Source organism: Nocardia sp. CS682 (genome assembly GCF_004634405.1).
GTDB lineage: Bacteria > Actinomycetota > Actinomycetes > Mycobacteriales > Mycobacteriaceae > Nocardia > Nocardia ninae.
This window is the reverse complement of sequence record NZ_CP029710.1, coordinates 4,086,921-4,104,547: the sequence shown is the minus strand read 5'-3', so window position 1 is coordinate 4,104,547 and position 17,627 is coordinate 4,086,921. Positions and strand designations below refer to the sequence as shown.

The following is a 17,627-nucleotide window of genomic DNA, read 5'->3' as shown; positions in this document are numbered from 1 at the left end:
GTCAGCCCCGACGCCGGTCACTGTTCGGGCGCCGGGATGCCCATGTCCCGCAGGTACTCGGCGGCCGCGCCGTTCGGCTCGTAGGGCCGGGCCGCCGTCATGATCACCCGGATGTTCTCCGGCGTGCGGACCTCCAGCTCCACCGAGTTCCACGGCATCTCTCGCGGCCCCGTCGTACAGCCCGGCCGCAGCTGCTCACACGCGGTCGCGATCTGCTCGAGTTGGCTCAGCACGCACGCGAAACTCACGCTGAGCGCCGACGCATCGGCAGGACGTTCACCCGGTACCAGCAAAACATCCTGAAACGCCCAGCGGCGCAGGTGGGTAACCTGCCCCGGCGCCGTGAACAGATCGAAGAACCCGAGACCGCGAACCCAGAAATCCACCGACCCGGCGAGATCCGCCGTCGGCGCCGTGACGAACATCGGCATCGCGTAGATGCCGCGGTAGAGCTCCGCAGGTTCGGCGTCGAGTGCGGGGTCGGGAACGGGGCTGATATCGAATGCGGAAAACGTGTCGGTCATGAAGGCATCGTCGAGCCTCACGCAACGTCAGGGTCAAGCGAACAGTCGTGCCGGCCTGGCCTTCTCCAGCGATCATCCCATCCAGAAGCTATGTGCCTCCGAATCTCTGGTGGCTCCCACAAAGACCGATCGCGTCACCATTCAGGTAGCTCACCTCGCCTTGTCTCTGTAGACAAGTGCCCGAACCCGAGGACTTTCGATGAAGTGCAAAAGCATGGCCCGGCCGGTCTTCGTCGCACTGGCCGCAGTGGCGAGTTTGGGGATGGTTCAGTCGTGGCCGAGCGGCACGGTGGGCCACGATCCCGGCCGGGCGCAGGTCGTATTGGTCGCGGAACCCGGCGATATGGACCCCGGAGATATGGAGTCCGACGATATGGCTGACCAGCAGCCGTATGCGGGCATCACCGACGAACAGATGAGCGATGCCGAGCTGTGCACCGCGGCCCAGGAGGAGGCGGCGGGTGACATCGAGGACGAGGTCGAGGTCTGCGCGGCGAAGCGGACCGACAGCGCGACAGCGCGATTCGACAGCGCACCGCAGGACGACTATGCGGAGTACGAGTCCATCACTCCTTACCAACTGAAGGGTGACGTCGGGGTTGCGCCGCAGACTCGCAAGAACCCTTTCAACATGTCCTATCTTGCGGCTTCCATGAAATCGCTGTTGGCGGTGTGCGCCTACACGACCGGGAAGGGCGGCGGTTCCTGCGGTGACGCGTCGGACGACATCTGCTTCGATCGCGACGGCGCCGAATCCGATACCGCCAAGGGGCTGGACGACTACCTCGCGAAGAAGCGCGGCATGCTCTGCGGAGAAGGCTCGGATAGCGACCTGCCCGAGATCGACCGCGAGGTGAAGCAGGCCGCGCTGCTGGCCTACCGCCAAGCCAAGACGGCAGCTGTGAATGTCGAAAGCCGGATCGAATCCGACAAGGCCGAAGCTTGGGCGGTGCAGAAATGGCGTGCAGCCGGATGGCTGGATTGAACGCGAGGATGATCGCCACCCGTGTGCGGTGATTGGATCCGCCCGCCGATCTGCGCACCGCCGAGCCGATCCAGGTGGTGGGCAGGTCAATCAGACACTCCCGCACCGAACGCTATGACGGCGTCGGTCCAGGAGTGCAGGGCTCTATCGGCGGAGGTGGGTCTCGGCGAAGGCGAGGCCGTCCTCGGTGGCTGTGGCGAGGATGCTCATGTGGTCTTGGTCCGGGTAGTGGCGGTAGGTGAGGGGGTTGGCGTGGGCGGTGAGTTCGGCGGCGAGTAGGTCGGTGGTGACCGGGAACACGGCGGTGTCGGCCAAGCCTTGGGCGACGAATACCGGGCGCTGGTAGCCGGTCAGCGGGATCTCGAAGGTGGTGGCGGCGACGGTGGGGAAATCGCCGACTGCCAAGGGTTTGGTGAGCATCTGCCCGAAACCGATAGTGCCGACCCGCTCGGCCATCGGGTCCAGGCACAGGCGTGCGGTGTCGGCGAGGACCTGCTTGCCGATGGGGGTGAGGTAGCTGTCCAGATCGAAGTCCGGGCGAGCCACGGTCAGCGCGCGGAGGCCGTAGGCGGCGTAGGCGGTGACCTCGCCGGGGGTCAATGATGCGGGAGTAGCGGGATTGCCGAAGGCGAGCAGTTGTTCGGTGAAATGATTGGCCGGGGCGTAGGCGATCGTTGCGCGCAAATCCAGGTCGGGTGCGTAGTCGGCGGCCACTGCTGCGGTGACCAACGTGTTCTTCCCGCCCTGGGAGTGGCCGACCGCTACCCACTGGTTCGACAAGCTCGGTACGGCGGCACGGGCCGCACGCACCATGTCGATCTCGTTGTAGGCCTCGGATTCGGCGAGGTAGGCCTCGGCCGCCGGGTCGCCGTAGAAGGCGTAGTCGGTGGCCGCGATCGCGTACCCGGCGGCGAGCCAGCGGGACAAGAACTGCGAGGTCTCCGGATCGTCCTTGGCGGCCGAGGGTGCGCACCCGGGGGAGATGCCGACTGTGCCGTGATGCCAGCCCATGACCGGCCAGCCGCCCTGCGGCGCGGTTCCCGGCGGAACGAGCAGCATCCCGGTGACCCGCACCGGCTGATTCTGCGGACCCGTCGACCAGTAGGTGATCCGCTGCCGCTGGGCCGCGCCCTCCGGGCCAACGGCTGCGGGCAGATCACCGACCTCGATCACCGAGCCGGGCGCGGACGACCCGGGTGCCGGTTGCGCCGCCACCATCGGCGCCGACGCCACAACCGAAGCGGCCACGGCAACCCCTGCGAGCAGATGACGTGCGTTCATCATCAACCTTTCCCTTCGGAGACGACCTTCGAACAAGGCGGCAGAACAGGCAAAGACCTCGACTATGGCAGCGGATGCGCACACCCTCGCGATGTGCGCGAAATGTTAGCAGATAGGTATTACTCTGGGTTACACGTGTTGACGGGGGCTGCCCGTCATTCCCGCCTGACAACATCGGCGAAGGGGCCTTATCGGTGTGCGCGACGCCGTGGCGCCGGATCCGCAACTGCACCGTCGCCTCGGCCGGCGCGAGCTCGAGTTGCTCGTTCTCGATCGCAATCGCCGCTGCTCCGGCGAGTCTCGTCTTCCCTTCCTGACTGTCCGGTCTCGGACCTTGAACCTGGAGACCCTGGCAAGAATCTTGACGCAGGAGATCACCCCAGGCTCGAACGTATGTTCGATATACTGGAGGTAGGTGGGAATCGGCCGAGAGCGAGGGGTCATGCAAGAGTCGTCCTCGGGTCTGCTGAAATTGCTGGTCAGTGAGGTTGCGTTGCGGCACGGGTTCGGGTGCGAGGAGTCGGACGGGGAGTTCGTGCTCAGTGGTGCGGCGGGGGTTCGGATCGTGCTGCCGAGTACTCGGCTGGCGCGGCGGGGTGCTCGTGCGCCGCGCCAGCTGTGGGCGGCGCTGGTCGGTGATCGGCTGGAGATGCAGATCGTGGATCTGACCGCGGGGCAGCTCGAGATGGCGCGGCTGGAGTCGGTGCGGCCGCTGCTGCGGACTCGGCTCTGCTCGGCGCGCACCAAGGGGTTGATCAATGATGTGCGGCGGTTGGTCGCGCCCGGCCTGCTGCAGCGGGTGCTGGTCGACTTCGGCGAGATCATGACCCCGGTGACCTATACGGCTGCACTGCGTTGGGGCGCAAAGGAATCCGACCTGTTCGAGATCGCCGAACGCAACACCCGCGCGGAGGGTGGGCTCGACCTGATGGCGGCCGAGATCGACGGCATGGACGACATCGATATTCAAATGCTCTACGGTGCTTCGGATTTCGTCACGGCGCACGTGCGCTGGCTCGACGACTACCCGGTCGTGGGGCCCTGGGGCGCATTGCTCGTCATCCCAGGGCACACCCACCTGCTCGTGCACCCGATCACCGGCCCCACCGTCTTCGCCGGAACGAGCCTGCTCGCCCAGCTGCTCGTCGCGGGCGAAGCCGAGTCGAGGCCGGTCAGCCGCTCGATCTATTGGTGGCGCAACCGAATCACCGTCGACATCGCCGCGACCATTCGCGGCAGCGGCGACCGGATGGAGGTCGTCCCCGCCGATCACCTCGAGTCGCTGCTGGCGATCATGCGACGGGACGGAAACGACCGGTTCCCGCACACCTGAAGCGGTGTGCGGGAACCGGATGCGTTGCCGGACAGGCGAACCCGTCTACGAACCTACGAAACGACGGGCAGGTAGACCGCGTTACCGTTGTCGACGAACTCCGCGGACTTCGCCGCCATCCCGGCCTCGATCGCCTCGACATCGGTGAGCTGGTTACGCGCGGCGTACTCACGGACATCGGCGGAGATGCGCATCGAGCAGAATTTCGGACCGCACATGGAGCAGAAGTGCGCGGTCTTGGCGGGCTCGGCGGGCATGGTCTCGTCGTGGTATTCCCTGGCCGTGTCCGGATCCAGCGACAGCGCGAACTGATCGCGCCAGCGGAATTCGAAACGCGCCTTGGACAATTCGTCGTCGCGCTGCTGCGCGTGCGGGTGCCCCTTGGCCAGGTCGGCGGCGTGTGCGGCGATCTTGTAGGTGATCACGCCGACCTTGACGTCGTCGCGGTTGGGCAGCCCGAGGTGTTCCTTCGGGGTCACGTAGCAGAGCATCGCCGTGCCCGCCTGCGCGATGATCGCGGCGCCGATCGCCGAGGTGATGTGGTCGTAAGCGGGGGCGATGTCGGTGGCGAGCGGGCCGAGGGTATAGAACGGCGCCTCCTCGCACAGCTCCTCCTCCAGCCGCACGTTCTCCACGATCTTGTGCATCGGTACGTGCCCGGGGCCCTCGATCATCACCTGCACGCCATGGGATTTCGCGATCTTCGTCAGCTCGCCCAGCGTCCGCAGCTCGGCGAACTGCGCCTCGTCGTTGGCGTCGGCGATGGAGCCGGGGCGCAGGCCGTCACCGAGGGAGAAGGTCACGTCGTACTTCGCCAGGATGTCGCACAGCTCGGCGAAGTTGGTGTACAGGAACGATTCCTGGTGATGCGCCAAACACCATGCGGCCATGATGGATCCGCCGCGCGAGACGATGCCGGTGACCCGCTTGGCGGTCAGCGGCACGTAACGCAGCAGCACGCCCGCGTGCACGGTCATGTAGTCCACGCCCTGCTCGCACTGCTCGATCACGGTGTCGCGGTAGATCTCCCAGGTGAGCTTGGTCGGGTCGCCGTTCACCTTCTCCAGCGCCTGGTAGATCGGCACGGTGCCGACCGGCACGGGGGAGTTGCGCAGGATCCACTCGCGCGTCTCGTGGATGTTCTTGCCGGTGGACAGGTCCATGATGGTGTCGGCGCCCCAGCGGGTGGCCCACACCATCTTCTCGACCTCCTCGGCGATCGAGGACGAGACGGCTGAGTTGCCGATGTTCGCATTGATCTTCACCAGGAACTTCTTGCCGATGATGGTCGGCTCCAGCTCCGGGTGCTTGTGGTTGGCCGGAATCACCGCGCGACCGAGGGCGACCTCGTCGCGTACCAACTCGGGCGTCACACCCTCGCGGGCGGCGATGAACCGCATCTCGGGGGTGATGATGCCCTGCCTGGCCCAGGCGAGCTGGGTCGGCGGTCCATCGACCTCGGGCTTGGCCCAGGTATCGCGAAGTTTCGGCAGACCCGACTCCAGGTCGATCTCCGCCGAGTCGTCGGTGTACGGACCCGAGGTGTCGTAGACGTCGAAGTGCTCACCGTTGGTCAGGTTCACCCGGCGCACCGGGACGCGGAGCCCGTCGACCTCGTGATAGTGCTTGACGCTGCCTTCGATGGGGCCGGTGGTGACAGTGTCGACGGTCTCGGAGCCGTCTTTGGACGCAACAGATGCCATGATTTTTCTCCCTACGCCGGCATTACCCGGTCAGGTTCATACGGTCGACGGCCCTAGCCGTCCTCTCAGCCCGCTGGTGCGAGCCCCCGTTGGCGTGTGAAATTTTCCAGCCCGACAGTAGCTCATCCGCCTCTCCGTGTCTTCAGGCCAGACTGAGGTGCCGCGATAGTCCCGTTGGCGGCCGGCGGTGGGTAGCCTCGCCGGTCAGCCCGTGCCCGGCGAGTTACCCATGTACTCGCGAGATCAGTCCGTCTTGCCGTTGTAGGCGTCGCGCATCTGCTGCAGGACGATCTTCCGCATCCCGAGCATGGCCTGCATGGCGCGGTTCACCGCTTCCCGATCGTCGCCGGTGACCAGCTCGGTGGCCTCGGCGGGCCAGATCTGCCACGGCACCCCGTATTTGTCGTTGAGCCAGCCGCATTCGATCTCCTTGCCGCCGTCGGCGAGCAGTGCCTCCCAGAGCCGGTCGACCTCGTCCTGGCTTTCGCAGTTGACCAGCAGCGACATGGCATGGGTGTAGTTGTAGTCGCCGCCACCGTTGATGGCGGTGAACTGCTGTCCGTTGAGCTCGAAGTCGACGGTGATCGCCAGATCCGTCGGGCGGTTGGTCGCCTCGGTGTGGTACTGGACGTGGGTGATCTTCGAGTCGGCGAACAGCGAACAGTAGAACTCGGCGGCTTCTTCTGCCTGGGTGTCGTACCAGAGGTTGGTGACGATCTTTTGCATGACGGTCCTCCCGGCCGGAGTTGATAGATATCTGTGCAGACGGGATGGGCGACCGGAATTAATCGCGTTCACGTACACCATGTACTCCCGAAATCAGTGACCACTGATTTCGGGAGTACATGGTGTAACTCGCCGGGTACCGGCCGACTCAACTGACCACACGACCGCCGGTCGCCAACGTCACTATCGTGGCACCTCAGTCTGGCCTGAAGATGCGGAGGGGCGGGGGAGCTCGCGGGGACCGATCGGAAAGCCGAGCGCGCCGAAGGTGGCGTTCAGGTTGATCTCGATCTGCGTCAGCAGCGCGTTGAAGTCGGCCAGCATGGACACGACATTCTCGGTTCGGCAGCCGAATTGGTCGGGCGCGTTCGGCGCGAGCCGCGCCTTCAGCCAGTTGAGTGTGTCGGCCATGCCGAGCGACGGCAGGCTCAGATGCTCGCTGAGATGATCGCGCTTGTACAGCACCGATGCGCCACCGGCACACCACTGCTGGGACAGCCGGTCATTGGTCCACACCGGCACCGCCTCGTCGAACACGCCCTGGTACAGGAAGATCGGTGCGGTAGGAATATTGCGGCCGAGCACCGTCGAGTCGAAGACCTCCTTGATCTCGGGCACCGCGAGGAAGTCCGGGATCGGAATGGTCAGCAACCGGCCGTAGTCGACGAACATCTGGGTGAGCGCGTTGCGCGGCAGGCACTGCCGTTCGGTCTGGTCCATCAGCGCCCGGCCCTCCGGCTTCAGATACCGGTCGGAGGCTTCGCGGAACTTCGGATAGGCCTTGCGCAGTGAGGAAATGCCGATGCCGATCAACGAGGAGAACATCGATCCGTTCACATGCAGCAGCGACACCACATCCGAGGTCGGCGCCCCGAGCGCGATGCCTTTCACGTTCAGTTCGGGTGCGTAAGTCGGCTGCATTTCGGCTGCCCAGCCCGAACCCATACCGCCGCCCGAGTACCCCCACAGCGCGACGGGCGTGTTGGCCCCGTCCAGCCCGAGCGGTTCGAAACGCTCGGCGGCGCGGATGCCGTCGAGGGTCATGTAGCCCGGCTCCTTGGGCACGGTGAGGTGGCCGTTGACGCCCTCGTAGTCCGGGATGGAGACCGCCCAGCCTTGGCTGATCAACGCGGCCAGTCCGAGCAGTTCGCTCTGTGAATGGATGCCTTCGAGTCCGGCCAGGCCCGCACCCTGCTGCAACACGAACGACGGCGAGCAGTCCAGATTGGCGCTGTCGTAGTAGAACTGCAGGGAAACCAGCGGCCGGGAACGATTCGGATCGGCCAGCGCGGGGAGCACCACCGTGGTCACGGCGGCGGTGGGTTGCTCGTTCAGATCCGTAGTGCGATAAAGCAATTGCCAGGCCCGTACATTCACCGGAAGCACGGTCAGCGCCGCGAGACGTACCTCGCGGGATCGGAGAATGGCGCCAGGCTCCTTGGCTTCGAAGCCTTCGGGCGGTTGGTAGAACGAATCTTCGTGCGGGAGTGGGATTGCGGTGGCCTGCGTGGGAGTGACGGCGCCGGCGAGCAGTACGGCGGCCATGGCGAACGCCATGGTCACCAGCGTGGCAACCGCGCGCCCCGACCGGCGGGTGCGACCGGTCGGATCCCCTGTGATCACTGACACGTGTGCGTCCTTCCTCATCATGTGACAGCGATTACAACATGAGAGCCTGTTATCAACAAGAACTCTTTCTAAACCTTGCCGAGCTATGGTCGAGGGATGACCCGCAGCAAATCCGCCGCGCGGCCTGCCGAGGGGCCGGCTCGTCGCCGGATCCGTGGACTCGACGCCGAACAGCGCAGCGCACAGCGGCGCAATCAACTGCTCGACGCGGCCACCGAACTGTTTGCCGAGCAGAGCTATTCGGGAACATCGATCGAGCAGATCTGCCAGCGCGCGTATGTCGGAACCAAGGGGTTCTACGACCATTTCGACAGCAAGGAAGCGTGCTACATCGCACTGCTAGAGAAACTCACCGCGCAGATCCAGCAACGGGTGATCGCCGGCGCCGCCGCGGCCGCCGACTTGGCCTGGCCCGAGCGCGCCGTGCCGGTGATCGAGGCGTTCGTGCACGCCATCGCCGACGATTCGCGCTTGGCCAAGGTGACTTTCGGTGAAGCGGGCGGCATCTCGCCCGCGGTGGAGCGGATGCGGCGCAGCAACCGGCGTTGGTCGGCGGCCTTCCTGGACCGGGTGTGGAGCGGCGAACCGGCGAGCGACGCCGGCGTGCAGCGGGCGCGGCTGGCCTTGGCGCTGGCCACCATCGGCGGCATGTTCGAACTCGTCGCGGACTGGCTGCACCATCACGACGACGGTGGCGCCCCGGACGGCGCGGAAACCCTCACCGAGGACCTGGTCCGGTTCGTGACCGTGGTCAATGCCGGACGCGGAGCTGTTGCGGGACAATAGTTTACGACAAACGACGCGGGTCGAGCCGAATGATTCGGCCCGCCCCGCGCCGTTGTTGCCCGGCTCCTCGGGTCAGTCGCGAAGACGCGCGGGTTGAATTCGCCCCCGGACCTCGCCGAGGCCGATGCGCCCGGCGCCGGGACCCGGTGCGGACGCGGTGATGACCACCTCGTCACCGTCCTCCAGGAACGTGCGCTTCTGGCCGCCTACCAGCACGGGTTCGCTACCGCCCCAAGAGAGTTCGATGAAGGAACCGCGCTGGTCGGGCTCCGGGCCGGAGATGGTGCCGGAGGCGTACAGGTCGCCGGTGCGGGTGGCGGCGCCGTTCGCGGTGAGGTGGGCCAGCATCTGCGCGGGCGACCAGTACATCCGGGAGAACGGCGGATGCGCGACCACCTCCCCGTTCCAAGACACCGTCAGGTCTATGTCGAGACCCCACGGCTCCTTTTCCCGCAGGTAGGGCAGGGGCTCCGGGGATTGCTCCGGTGTCGGCACCCGTGCGGATTCCAGCGCGGCCAGCGGCGTGACCCAGGGCGCGATCGAGGTCGCGAAGGACTTGCCGAGGAACGGGCCGAGCGGCTGGTACTCCCACGCCTGGATATCGCGGGCGGACCAGTCGTTGACCAGCGCGACGCCGAACACCCGCTCGGCGAACTCGCCGGTCTCGATCGGATCGCCGAGTTCGGAACCGACACCGACCAGGAAGCCTAGCTCGGCCTCGATGTCCAGCCGCCGGGACGGACCGAAATCCGGTGTGCCCGAATCGGTCCGGCGCTGGCCGGACGGCCGGATCACCTCGGTGCCGGACACCACCACGGTGCCTGCCCGCCCGTGGTAGCCGACCGGCAGATGCCGCCAATTCGGCAGCAGGGGTTCGCTGTCCGGCCGGAACAGGCGGCCGAGGTTCGTCGCGTGGTCGATGCTGGCGTAGAAGTCGACGTAGTCGCCGATCGCCACCGGCAGTCCGAGCTGCACCTCGGACAGCGCATGCACTGCCGCGCTGTCGATTTCGTTGCCTACCAGTTCGCGGATGCGTTCACGCACCTGCCGCCAATGGTCCGGACCGCGTGCCATGAGGGCGGCCAGGCTCGGTTCGGCGAACTCCGGATCACCCAGTGCCGCAGCGAGATCGATGATCGAATCGCCCAATCGTGTTCCGACACGGTAGTTCTGGCCCTCCGGAGCGAAAACTCCGTAGGGCAGGTTGTCCGTACCGAACAGGGAATCGTCGGGTACTTCGACGCGAGTCTTCACGCGGGCCCCCGTCCGGACCAGGTCCACGCGTACGCCGGGTCTTCGCAGGCGAGAGCGCCTTCGCCGAGTTCCAGCGGCCGGAAGGTGTCGACCATGACCGCGAGTTCATCGAAGTAGTCGAGCCCGATGCTGCGCTCGTAGGCGCCGGGCTGCGGGCCGTGCGCGTAGCCGCCGGGATGCACCGACACCGAACCCTGCGCGATGCCGGATCCCTTGCGCGCCTCGTAATTTCCGCCGCAGTAGAACATGATCTCGTCGGAGTCGACATTGGAGTGGTAGTACGGCACCGGGATGGACAGCGGGTGATAGTCCACCTTGCGCGGCACGAAATTGCAGACCACGAAGTTGGTCCCCTCGAAGACTTGATGGGCCGGCGGCGGCTGGTGGATGCGGCCGGTGATCGGCTCGAAATCGCTGATGTTGAAGGTGATCGGATACAGGCAGCCGTCCCAGCCGACCACGTCGAACGGGTGGGTGGCGTACACCAGCCGGGTGCCGACGACCTTGCCGCCGGGGCGGTGCTTGACCAGCACCTCCACGTCGGCGCCGGTCGCGGTCAGGATCTCCGCCGGGCCGTGCAGATCGCGCTCGCAGTAGGGCGCGTGCTCGAGCAGCTGGCCGAACTTCGACAGGTACCGCTTTGGCGGGGTGATGTGGCTGGACGCCTCGATCACGTACGCGCGCAGGGGTTCCGGGCCGGTCGGCAGCCAGCGGTGGGTGGTCGCGCGCGGGATGAGCACCTGGTCGCCCTGGCGCGCGGGCAGCGGGCCGAAGACCGTTTCGACCACCGCGGCACCGGATTCCACATAGACCAGCTCGTCGCCGATCGCGTTGCGGTACAGCGGTGAGCTGCCCTTCGCCACGACATAGGAGATGCGCACATCGGAGTTGCCGAGCAGCAGCCGCCGTCCGGTCACCGCGTCGGTCCTGGCCGGCGTGTCATCGGGGAACAACTCGGGCAACCGCAGATGTCGGTGCCGCAGTGGATGATTCGGAGTGGTGGACTGATCGGGCAGCTCCCACACCGTCGAGTCGACGATCGCGGGCGGCAGCCCACGGTGGTACAGCAGTGAGGAATCCCCGGAGAAACCCTCCTCGCCCATCAGCTCTTCGTAGTAGAGCTGCCCCTGCTCGTCCCGGTGTTGCGTATGCCGTTTCGGCGGCACCGCTCCTACTTGTCGATAGAACGCCATGACCGCACCTCCTGCCTGGCTTGTGGCCTGGTTCAACTGGTCCCCATCGTAGTGATGGGCACGCGGGTGCAGTGGCGGAATCCGCCCCCGTCAGCGCGGATTCTGCCGGAACATCGGGAGATCGGGAGGCATTTCGCCTAGCTGTTCAGAAAGTTGCTGACAATTTGTCAGGCGTGGCGCAGAGCGCGGAAGACCGCTGCGCCGACGAAGGCGCCGAGGTCCTTGGCCGTCCAGCCGCCCTCGCCGGCCAGCAGCGTGCGCACCGCGCCTTCGCCGGCCGACACCCACAGCTCCACCAGCACCGGCAGCTTGCGTTCGGCGTCTTCGGTGCCCCAGGCGCGCAGGGTCGGGCGCAGCAGGGTGCTGCAGCGCTCGATGGCGAGGGCGCGGCCGCGGCCGAACGAATCCGCAACGGCCGGATCGGGATTGCCGTAGAGCAGGCGCCAGGCGTCGGGCCGGGCGGCGGCCTTCTCCAGCAGTGCGCGGAAGCCCTCGATGAACACGGTTTCGCCCGCGTCCACGTCGCGGCGGCGCATGACGCCGAGCAGGTCGTCGACCAGGTAGCTCTCTTCGCGCTGGATCAGCGCCTCGATCAGTTCGACGCGGTCGGCGAAGCAGGCGTAGACCACCGGCCGGGTCACGTTCATCCGCTCGGCGATGGCGGCCATGGTGACCGCCGCGATGCCGTGCTCCACAGCGATGGCCAGCGCGGTGTCGAGCACCTGCGGGCGGCGGCGTTCCGGGCCGAGGTGCGGCGCTCGCTGCCGCGGTCGCACGGCCGAATCGCTACCCATGAGCACAACATAGCAGCGCATGTTGCGGAGTTCTCGCTGGTCCTGCGCCTGTAGATCAATTTCCTACGCTGGTGAATGTTAATGCTACAGTCGTGCATGAAGTCGGCTGGGTAGTGCCGACTGTCTTTGTCGAGCGACCTGCACGCGGGTGCGAGCGCTATGCCACAGCCGAGGAGTCAGCGATGACCGAAACCCTGTTCAACCCGAAGACCTGCGAATTCGCGGAGTTCGACGCCGAGACCCGCCGGTTGCTGCGCGCGACCGTCGATTGGTTCGAGACCCGCGGCAAAGCGGTGCTCAAGCAGGAGGATCGGGATCGGGTCTGGTACGCCGAGTTCCTCGATTTCGTGAAGCGCGAGGCGGTCTTCGCGACTTTCCTCACACCGGCGGCCGAGGCGGACGGTGATCCGAACAAGCGCTGGGACACCGCGCGGATCGCGATGATGAGCAAGATCCTCGGGTTCTATTCCATGCAGTACTGGTACGTCTGGCAGGTCAGCATTCTCGGCCTCGGCCCCATCTGGCAGAGCGACAACGCGGCGGCCAAGCGGCGCGCCGCCGCCCTGCTGGCCTCCGGCGAGATCTTCGCCTTCGGTCTGTCCGAGAAGGAGCACGGCGCCGACGTCTACTCCACCGACATGATGGTCGCGCCGCAGCCCGGCGGCGGCTACCTGGCCACCGGCGCCAAGCATTACATCGGCAACGGCAACCAGGCCGCGCTGGTCTCGGTGTTCGGCCGGCGCTCCGACAAGCCGATCATCGACAGCTCGAAGGCGCTGGAAAGCAAACCGACACAGCAGGATTACGAGGGCTACCTGTTCTTCCTCGCGGACAGCCAGCACGAGAACTACCACCTGCGCGGCAATGTCGTGGACAGCCAGATGTATGTGGCGGCCTTCGATCTGGAGAACTATCCCGTTGCCGAGGAAGACATCCTGCACCGCGGCGAGGCGGCCTTCCATGCGGCGATGAACACCGTCAACGTCGGCAAGTTCAATCTCGGCTTCGGTGCCGTCGGCGCCTGCGAACACGCCTACTACGAGGCCGTGACGCACGCCGAGAATCGAATCCTGTTCGGGCACAAGGTGACCGAGTTCCCGCAGGTACAGTCGCTACTGACCGACTCGTACGCGCGGCTGATGGCGATGAAGCTCTACAGCGAGCGGGCCATCGATTACCTGCGGTCGGCCTCCCCGGAAGACCGGCGCTACCTGTTGTTCAATGCGATTGAGAAGATGACCGTCACCCGGCAGGGGCAGCGGATCATCGAGGACCTCGCCGACGTGATCGCCGCGCGCGGTTTCGAGAAGGACATGTACTTTCCGATCGCGATGCTCGGGCTGTTCGGACTGCCCCGGCTCGAAGGCACCGTGCACGTGAACATGGCGCTGTCGCTGAAGTTCATGGCCAACTACATGTTCCACCCCGCCGACGCCGGCCTGGCCGCACTGCGCTTGCTGCCTGGCGCTGGCGCGGCACCGAAGAGCGCGGTCCGCGCCGTCTCGGGCGCGCTGAGCTGGTCGAGCCGCAAGCTCGCCCCCCGCGCAGGCGCCGCGATCCCGAAGCTGCGCACCGAACTGGCCGGCGCCGCCTACGCTCCGGTACCGACCCGCCGCGACCCCGCCGACGACGAATTCCTCTTCCGCCAGGGACCGAGCAGCGGCCTCGGCCGCATCCGCTTCAGCGACTGGCGCCAGGTCTTCGAAAAGTTCACCCACATACCGAATGTCGCCGTCTTCCTGGACCAGGCCTTAGCCTTCCAAACCCTCCTCGCCGCCGCGTCCCCCACCGCCACCCAGCAACGCGACGTCGACTTCCTCTTCGCACTCGGCGAACTCTTCACCGCCCTGCCCTACGCCCAACTGGTCCTCGAACAGGCAGAAATCGACGGCACCGACCCAGCCGTGCTGGACCAGATCTTCGACAATTTCGTCCGCGAATTCGCCGAGAACGCCCTCACCCTGCACACCAAGCCCGCCGCAACCAAGGCCCAGCAAACCCGAGCCCTCGACCTCATCCGCCGCCCGATCGCCGACCGCCGTCGCTTCGACCAAGTATTGGCCCAGGCCAGATCCCTCGCGGGAACCTACGAAATGAACCCGTAAACGTAGGCTGTTACTCATGGTCCAGTACCTGGGCGTTGCTGCGACGTGCATCCGGAGAGACCTATGTTGTTGTCGGTCACTGTCGGTACTGTTGTGCTATGACCGCTGTCGAGGAGTCTCCTATGGCTACTGAGTCTCTGATGACCACCGAGGAGTTCGAAGAACTCGCTCGGATAGCTGGTCGTGTGTCAGAGGGTTTGCGATTGGAGTTCATCGACGGAAAATTGGGGGCGAAGGCAGTGCCGGACGGGGATCATGGCTGCATAATCGAGTGGTTGATTCGTGCCTTTTTGCTGCTGCGTCCGGAACTATGGCTGTTTCAGGAGCAGGGACTGAAGGTTGAGGGCTATCGATCTGGTCGTGCCAGGCCCGATGGCGCTCTTGCTCCGAGTGGTGTCTTCGCAGGGCAACCCGAATGGGCTGATCCCGATCCGGTGCTGCTTGTCGTCGAGGTGACTTCGCACGACCAAGACACCGATCGTCGGGATCGGGAGGAGAAACCTCGCGCCTACGCGCAGACTGGTATTCCGGTTTACTTACTGGTCGACCGTGATTCGTGTGAATTCGTTGTCTACAGCACGCCTGTCGATGGGAAATATCAGCGATCTCTGACACAACCGTTCGGTACCGTGCTTACCCTTCCGGACCCTATCGGCGGCACCATAGACACTGAGCCGATCAAGGATTGGGTGCGTTGAGTTGCCCGCCTAGACGGTGAATTCGGCGATTACCGGGGCGTGGTCGCTGGCGCCCTTGCCTTTTCGTTCCTCGCGGTCGACGAAGGCGTCTTTGGTGGTGGTGGCGAGGGTGGGGGAGGCGAGGATGAAGTCGATGCGCATGCCCTCTTTGCGGGGAAGCGGAGTTGGGTGTAGTCCCAGTAGGTGTAGACGCCGGGGCCGGGGGCGTAGGGGCGCATGACGTCGGCGAAGCCGGTGTCGAGGAAGGCTTGGAAGGCGTCGCGTTCGGGCTGGGAGGTGTGGGTTTTGTCGATGAAGAGTTCGGGGGCCCAGACGTCGTCGTCGGTGGGGGCGATGTTCCAGTCACCGACGAGGGCGATCTTGGCCTGCGGGTCTTCGGCGAGCCAGCGGGCGCCGCTTTCCCGTAGCGCGGCAAGCCATTCCAGCTTGTAGGCGTAGTGCGGGTCGGCGAGGGCGCGGCCGTTGGGCACGTACAGGCTCCACACCCGGACACCGCCGCAGGTGGCGCCGAGCGCGCGCGACTCGACGACGGGCGCGCTGATCAGCGATTCACCGGCCTCCTTGTCGAAGCCGGGCTGGTTCGGGAAGGCGAGCTCGACGTCGGTCAGCCCGACCCGGGAGACGATCGCGACCCCGTTCCACTGATTGATGCCGAGGTGTGCGACCTCGTACCCGAGTTCGTCGAACCGCTCGAACGGGAACTGGTCGTCGCGGCACTTGGTCTCTTGGAGGGCCAGCACATCGATGTCCTGGCGGTCCAGGAACTCCGCAACCCGATCGAGCCGGGAGCGGATCGAGTTGACGTTCCAGGTGGCGAGACGCACAGCTGCCTTCCTTGATGCGGGTCTTATTCCGTTCTACCGCAGGGCGGCAGTTCGGGCGAGCGCGGCAGGGGCCGCATAGCGATACATGTGGTGTTCGACGAAACCGAGCTCGCGATACAGCGCGATGGCCGCACTGTTGCCTTGCTCGACCTGAAGGTACGCGTGGGTCGCGCCGCGCCCGTGACCCCACCGGATCAACTCGGCGCACACCAGCGAACCGAGCCCTTTCCTGCGGTGCTCCGCGCCCACCGCGACGCAGGTGAGCCCGATCCAGCGGCGCCCGTCCGGCGCGGTGGTGAGTGCGCCGCGCCCGATCGCGATCGGCCTCGGCACGCCGAGCGAGGCGAACCCGAGCTCGCCGGCGCGCACCGCGGTCAGCACCTCGACATTCGGTTCCGGCGTCGAAAGTCGCTGCGGCGTCACCACTTCGCCGCCGAAACGGTTCAATTCCAGCCAGGCGTCGTCCGGTGCGCCGGCGATCCGCACCATCGAGGGCCCCTGCGGGAGCACGAAGTTCTCGATGTCGATGGCCATCACGACGGTCTCGCTCCAGCTGTCCCAGCCCGGCGGGATGGGCGCGAGCCGGTCGGGCAGTGCGAGCAGCAGCGGCAGGCCGTGTGCGGTGTACCACTCGCCGACCCGATGGATGGCGTCCGGCGTCAGCGCCGCGGGCCCGTCGGAACTACCCAGTGGCAGAGCGGAATTGGCGCGACCGGAGAACCCGTGCCCGGCCCGCACGAACCACCCGTCGATCCAGGTGTGCTCGACACCGGGCCAGGCGTCCGCGGCCGCGGCCTCCAGCGACCTGATCTCCTTGGTCCGAATCGGCCTCGGCCCCACCGCTTTCAGCGCGACCACCCGGTCCGGGGTCACCGAAACGGTCCGCCCGTCGGCGTCGCGCACGGTCGGCGGATCCAGCGAGACCAGCTCGCCGATCACATCGGTGAGTGGTTGTGGATAACCCGCGGGCAACCGGTAGCGCAGGACGACTCGACGGCCGAGCGGGATCTGCGGAAAGGTGCCGTCCGCGTCAGTCGTCATGGCCGAACGGATCCGCGACGGTCCCGGGGATCCAGCTGAGTCCCGGTGTGCCCCAACCGTTGCGCTTGATCGCCTTCTTCGCCGCGCGGGCATTGCGCCCGATCAGCACGTCGACGTAGAGGAAACCGTCCAGGTGGCCGACCTCGTGCTGGAGCATGCGGGCGAAGAAACCTTTGCCCTCGATCTCCACCGGCGCACCGTGCTCGTCGGTGCCGGTGACCTTCGCCCACTCGGCCCGCCCGGTCGGGTACTGCTCGCCGGGCACCGAGAGGCAGCCCTCTTCGTCGTCGTCGGGGTCCGGCATGGTCTCCGGGATCGCCGAGGTCTCCAGCACCGGGTTGATCACCGCGCCGCGGCGCCTGCTTGCGGTGCCGTCGGGGGCGACGTCGGGGCAGTCGTAGACGAACAGGCGCAGCGGCACGCCGACCTGGTTGGCGGCCAGGCCGACACCGTGCGCGGCGTCGAGGGTTTCGTACATGTCCGCGATGAGCTCGTCCAGTTCCTCCGGTGACTGGGTGACCTGCTCGGTCGGGTTGTGCAGAACCGGGTCGCCGACGATCACGATCGGGAGGATAGCCATGGACACAATTATTGCCGCGCCGCTGGGCCGCCGGCCGTGCGGGGGCGGCAACCTTCCCGCGACACGCTTACCGGCAGGTAGCGAACACGCCGCGCCGTAGCCCTGGCTATCCCACGGTCTCGTGGTTGAATGATCCGCGACGTACAAGCACCATTTTTCGTCTGGTGGTAA

Annotated in this window: 15 protein-coding genes, 1 pseudogene and 1 riboswitch; of the genes and pseudogenes, 5 read left to right on the top strand and 11 right to left on the bottom strand. The window is 66.1% G+C overall.

Annotation, left to right across the window (positions count from 1 at the left end; translation table 11 throughout):
* Positions 1–17 precede the first annotated feature (17 nt).
* Entirely contained in the window at positions 18–524 is a 507-nt protein-coding gene (locus DMB37_RS18500; protein ID WP_135233783.1) for a VOC family protein, read from the bottom strand.
* A 199-nt stretch (positions 525–723) separates the two neighbouring features.
* On the opposite strand from DMB37_RS18500, the gene DMB37_RS18495 reads away from it, so the two are divergent.
* On the top strand, positions 724–1,509 hold the full coding sequence (locus DMB37_RS18495; RefSeq protein WP_135233782.1) for a hypothetical protein: 786 nt from the start codon (positions 724–726) through the stop codon (positions 1,507–1,509).
* Between the two features lie 144 nt (positions 1,510–1,653).
* On the opposite strand, the gene DMB37_RS18490 is transcribed toward DMB37_RS18495, so the two are convergent.
* Positions 1,654–2,793, bottom strand: coding sequence for a lipase family protein (locus tag DMB37_RS18490; protein WP_135233781.1), 1,140 nt, complete (start codon positions 2,791–2,793; stop codon positions 1,654–1,656).
* 439 nt (positions 2,794–3,232) lie between these two features.
* Here DMB37_RS18490 and DMB37_RS18485 point away from each other — a divergent pair, with 439 nt between their 5' ends.
* The gene (locus DMB37_RS18485) at positions 3,233–4,123 is read left to right on the top strand and encodes a hypothetical protein (protein ID WP_135233780.1); all 891 of its coding nucleotides are present in this window, start codon (positions 3,233–3,235) and stop codon (positions 4,121–4,123) included.
* A gap of 53 nt (positions 4,124–4,176) precedes the next feature.
* On the opposite strand, the gene thiC is transcribed toward DMB37_RS18485, so the two are convergent.
* The 3 genes from thiC to DMB37_RS18470 form a co-directional block, all read right to left on the bottom strand.
* Positions 4,177–5,826 (bottom strand): phosphomethylpyrimidine synthase ThiC, encoded by a 1,650-nt coding sequence (gene thiC / locus DMB37_RS18480; RefSeq protein ID WP_135233779.1) that lies wholly within the window; start codon positions 5,824–5,826, stop codon positions 4,177–4,179.
* Positions 5,822–5,926, bottom strand: a riboswitch (TPP riboswitch). It overlaps the preceding gene by 5 nt.
* A gap of 143 nt (positions 5,927–6,069) precedes the next feature.
* A complete protein-coding gene (locus tag DMB37_RS18475) occupies positions 6,070–6,552 on the bottom strand; it encodes a VOC family protein (protein ID WP_135233778.1) in 483 nt (160 codons plus the stop codon).
* Between the two features lie 183 nt (positions 6,553–6,735).
* Complete coding sequence (locus DMB37_RS18470; protein ID WP_167768880.1) at positions 6,736–8,181, bottom strand: lipase family protein; 1,446 nt, start codon at positions 8,179–8,181, stop codon at positions 6,736–6,738.
* Between the two features lie 96 nt (positions 8,182–8,277).
* Here DMB37_RS18470 and DMB37_RS18465 point away from each other — a divergent pair, with 96 nt between their 5' ends.
* Positions 8,278–8,967, top strand: coding sequence for a TetR/AcrR family transcriptional regulator (locus DMB37_RS18465; protein ID WP_135233776.1), 690 nt, complete (start codon positions 8,278–8,280; stop codon positions 8,965–8,967).
* Between the two features lie 72 nt (positions 8,968–9,039).
* On the opposite strand, the gene fahA is transcribed toward DMB37_RS18465, so the two are convergent.
* From fahA to DMB37_RS18450, 3 genes are all read right to left on the bottom strand, one after another.
* Positions 9,040–10,221 carry a fumarylacetoacetase gene (fahA, locus tag DMB37_RS18460; protein ID WP_167768879.1) on the bottom strand — a complete coding sequence of 394 codons (1,182 nt, stop codon included), beginning with the start codon at positions 10,219–10,221 and terminating at the stop codon, positions 9,040–9,042.
* A complete protein-coding gene (locus tag DMB37_RS18455) occupies positions 10,218–11,414 on the bottom strand; it encodes a homogentisate 1,2-dioxygenase (protein WP_135233774.1) in 1,197 nt (398 codons plus the stop codon). Before DMB37_RS18455 ends, fahA begins: the two co-directional genes overlap by 4 nt.
* A 167-nt stretch (positions 11,415–11,581) precedes the next feature.
* Positions 11,582–12,208: a TetR/AcrR family transcriptional regulator gene (locus DMB37_RS18450; RefSeq protein ID WP_135233773.1), complete on the bottom strand. Its 627-nt coding sequence runs from the start codon at positions 12,206–12,208 to the stop codon at positions 11,582–11,584.
* 182 nt (positions 12,209–12,390) lie between these two features.
* On the opposite strand from DMB37_RS18450, the gene DMB37_RS18445 reads away from it, so the two are divergent.
* Positions 12,391–14,313, top strand: a complete 1,923-nt coding sequence (locus DMB37_RS18445) for an acyl-CoA dehydrogenase family protein (protein WP_135233772.1) — start codon at positions 12,391–12,393, stop codon at positions 14,311–14,313.
* Between the two features lie 98 nt (positions 14,314–14,411).
* Entirely contained in the window at positions 14,412–15,011 is a 600-nt protein-coding gene (locus DMB37_RS18440) for a Uma2 family endonuclease (protein WP_135233771.1), read from the top strand.
* Positions 15,012–15,020: 9 nt separating this feature from the next.
* Here the strand turns inward: DMB37_RS18440 and DMB37_RS18435 are convergent.
* The 3 genes and pseudogenes from DMB37_RS18435 to DMB37_RS18425 form a co-directional block, all read right to left on the bottom strand.
* Positions 15,021–15,835 (bottom strand): annotated as a pseudogene (locus DMB37_RS18435) (exodeoxyribonuclease III).
* Between the two features lie 33 nt (positions 15,836–15,868).
* On the bottom strand, positions 15,869–16,876 hold the full coding sequence (locus tag DMB37_RS18430; RefSeq protein WP_135233770.1) for a GNAT family N-acetyltransferase: 1,008 nt from the start codon (positions 16,874–16,876) through the stop codon (positions 15,869–15,871).
* A complete protein-coding gene (locus DMB37_RS18425) occupies positions 16,866–17,456 on the bottom strand; it encodes a peptide deformylase (protein WP_135233769.1) in 591 nt (196 codons plus the stop codon). The genes DMB37_RS18430 and DMB37_RS18425 overlap by 11 nt, the downstream gene beginning before the upstream one ends.
* Positions 17,457–17,627: the final 171 nt, after the last annotated feature.

What these genes read in the sequence shown, in the direction of transcription:
- DMB37_RS18475 (WP_135233778.1), bottom strand. Translation starts at nt 6,552, where the DNA reads ATGCAAAAGATCGTCACCAACCTCTGGTACGACACCCAGGCAGAAGAA.
- DMB37_RS18425 (WP_135233769.1), bottom strand. Translation starts at nt 17,456, where the DNA reads ATGGCTATCCTCCCGATCGTGATCGTCGGCGACCCGGTTCTGCACAAC.
- DMB37_RS18495 (WP_135233782.1), top strand. Translation starts at nt 724, where the DNA reads ATGAAGTGCAAAAGCATGGCCCGGCCGGTCTTCGTCGCACTGGCCGCA.
- thiC (WP_135233779.1), bottom strand. Translation starts at nt 5,826, where the DNA reads ATGGCATCTGTTGCGTCCAAAGACGGCTCCGAGACCGTCGACACTGTC.
- DMB37_RS18440 (WP_135233771.1), top strand. Translation starts at nt 14,412, where the DNA reads ATGACCGCTGTCGAGGAGTCTCCTATGGCTACTGAGTCTCTGATGACC.
- DMB37_RS18430 (WP_135233770.1), bottom strand. Translation starts at nt 16,876, where the DNA reads ATGACGACTGACGCGGACGGCACCTTTCCGCAGATCCCGCTCGGCCGT.
- DMB37_RS18455 (WP_135233774.1), bottom strand. Translation starts at nt 11,414, where the DNA reads ATGGCGTTCTATCGACAAGTAGGAGCGGTGCCGCCGAAACGGCATACG.
- DMB37_RS18485 (WP_135233780.1), top strand. Translation starts at nt 3,233, where the DNA reads ATGCAAGAGTCGTCCTCGGGTCTGCTGAAATTGCTGGTCAGTGAGGTT.
- DMB37_RS18450 (WP_135233773.1), bottom strand. Translation starts at nt 12,208, where the DNA reads ATGGGTAGCGATTCGGCCGTGCGACCGCGGCAGCGAGCGCCGCACCTC.
- DMB37_RS18500 (WP_135233783.1), bottom strand. Translation starts at nt 524, where the DNA reads ATGACCGACACGTTTTCCGCATTCGATATCAGCCCCGTTCCCGACCCC.
- DMB37_RS18465 (WP_135233776.1), top strand. Translation starts at nt 8,278, where the DNA reads ATGACCCGCAGCAAATCCGCCGCGCGGCCTGCCGAGGGGCCGGCTCGT.
- DMB37_RS18490 (WP_135233781.1), bottom strand. Translation starts at nt 2,793, where the DNA reads ATGATGAACGCACGTCATCTGCTCGCAGGGGTTGCCGTGGCCGCTTCG.
- DMB37_RS18445 (WP_135233772.1), top strand. Translation starts at nt 12,391, where the DNA reads ATGACCGAAACCCTGTTCAACCCGAAGACCTGCGAATTCGCGGAGTTC.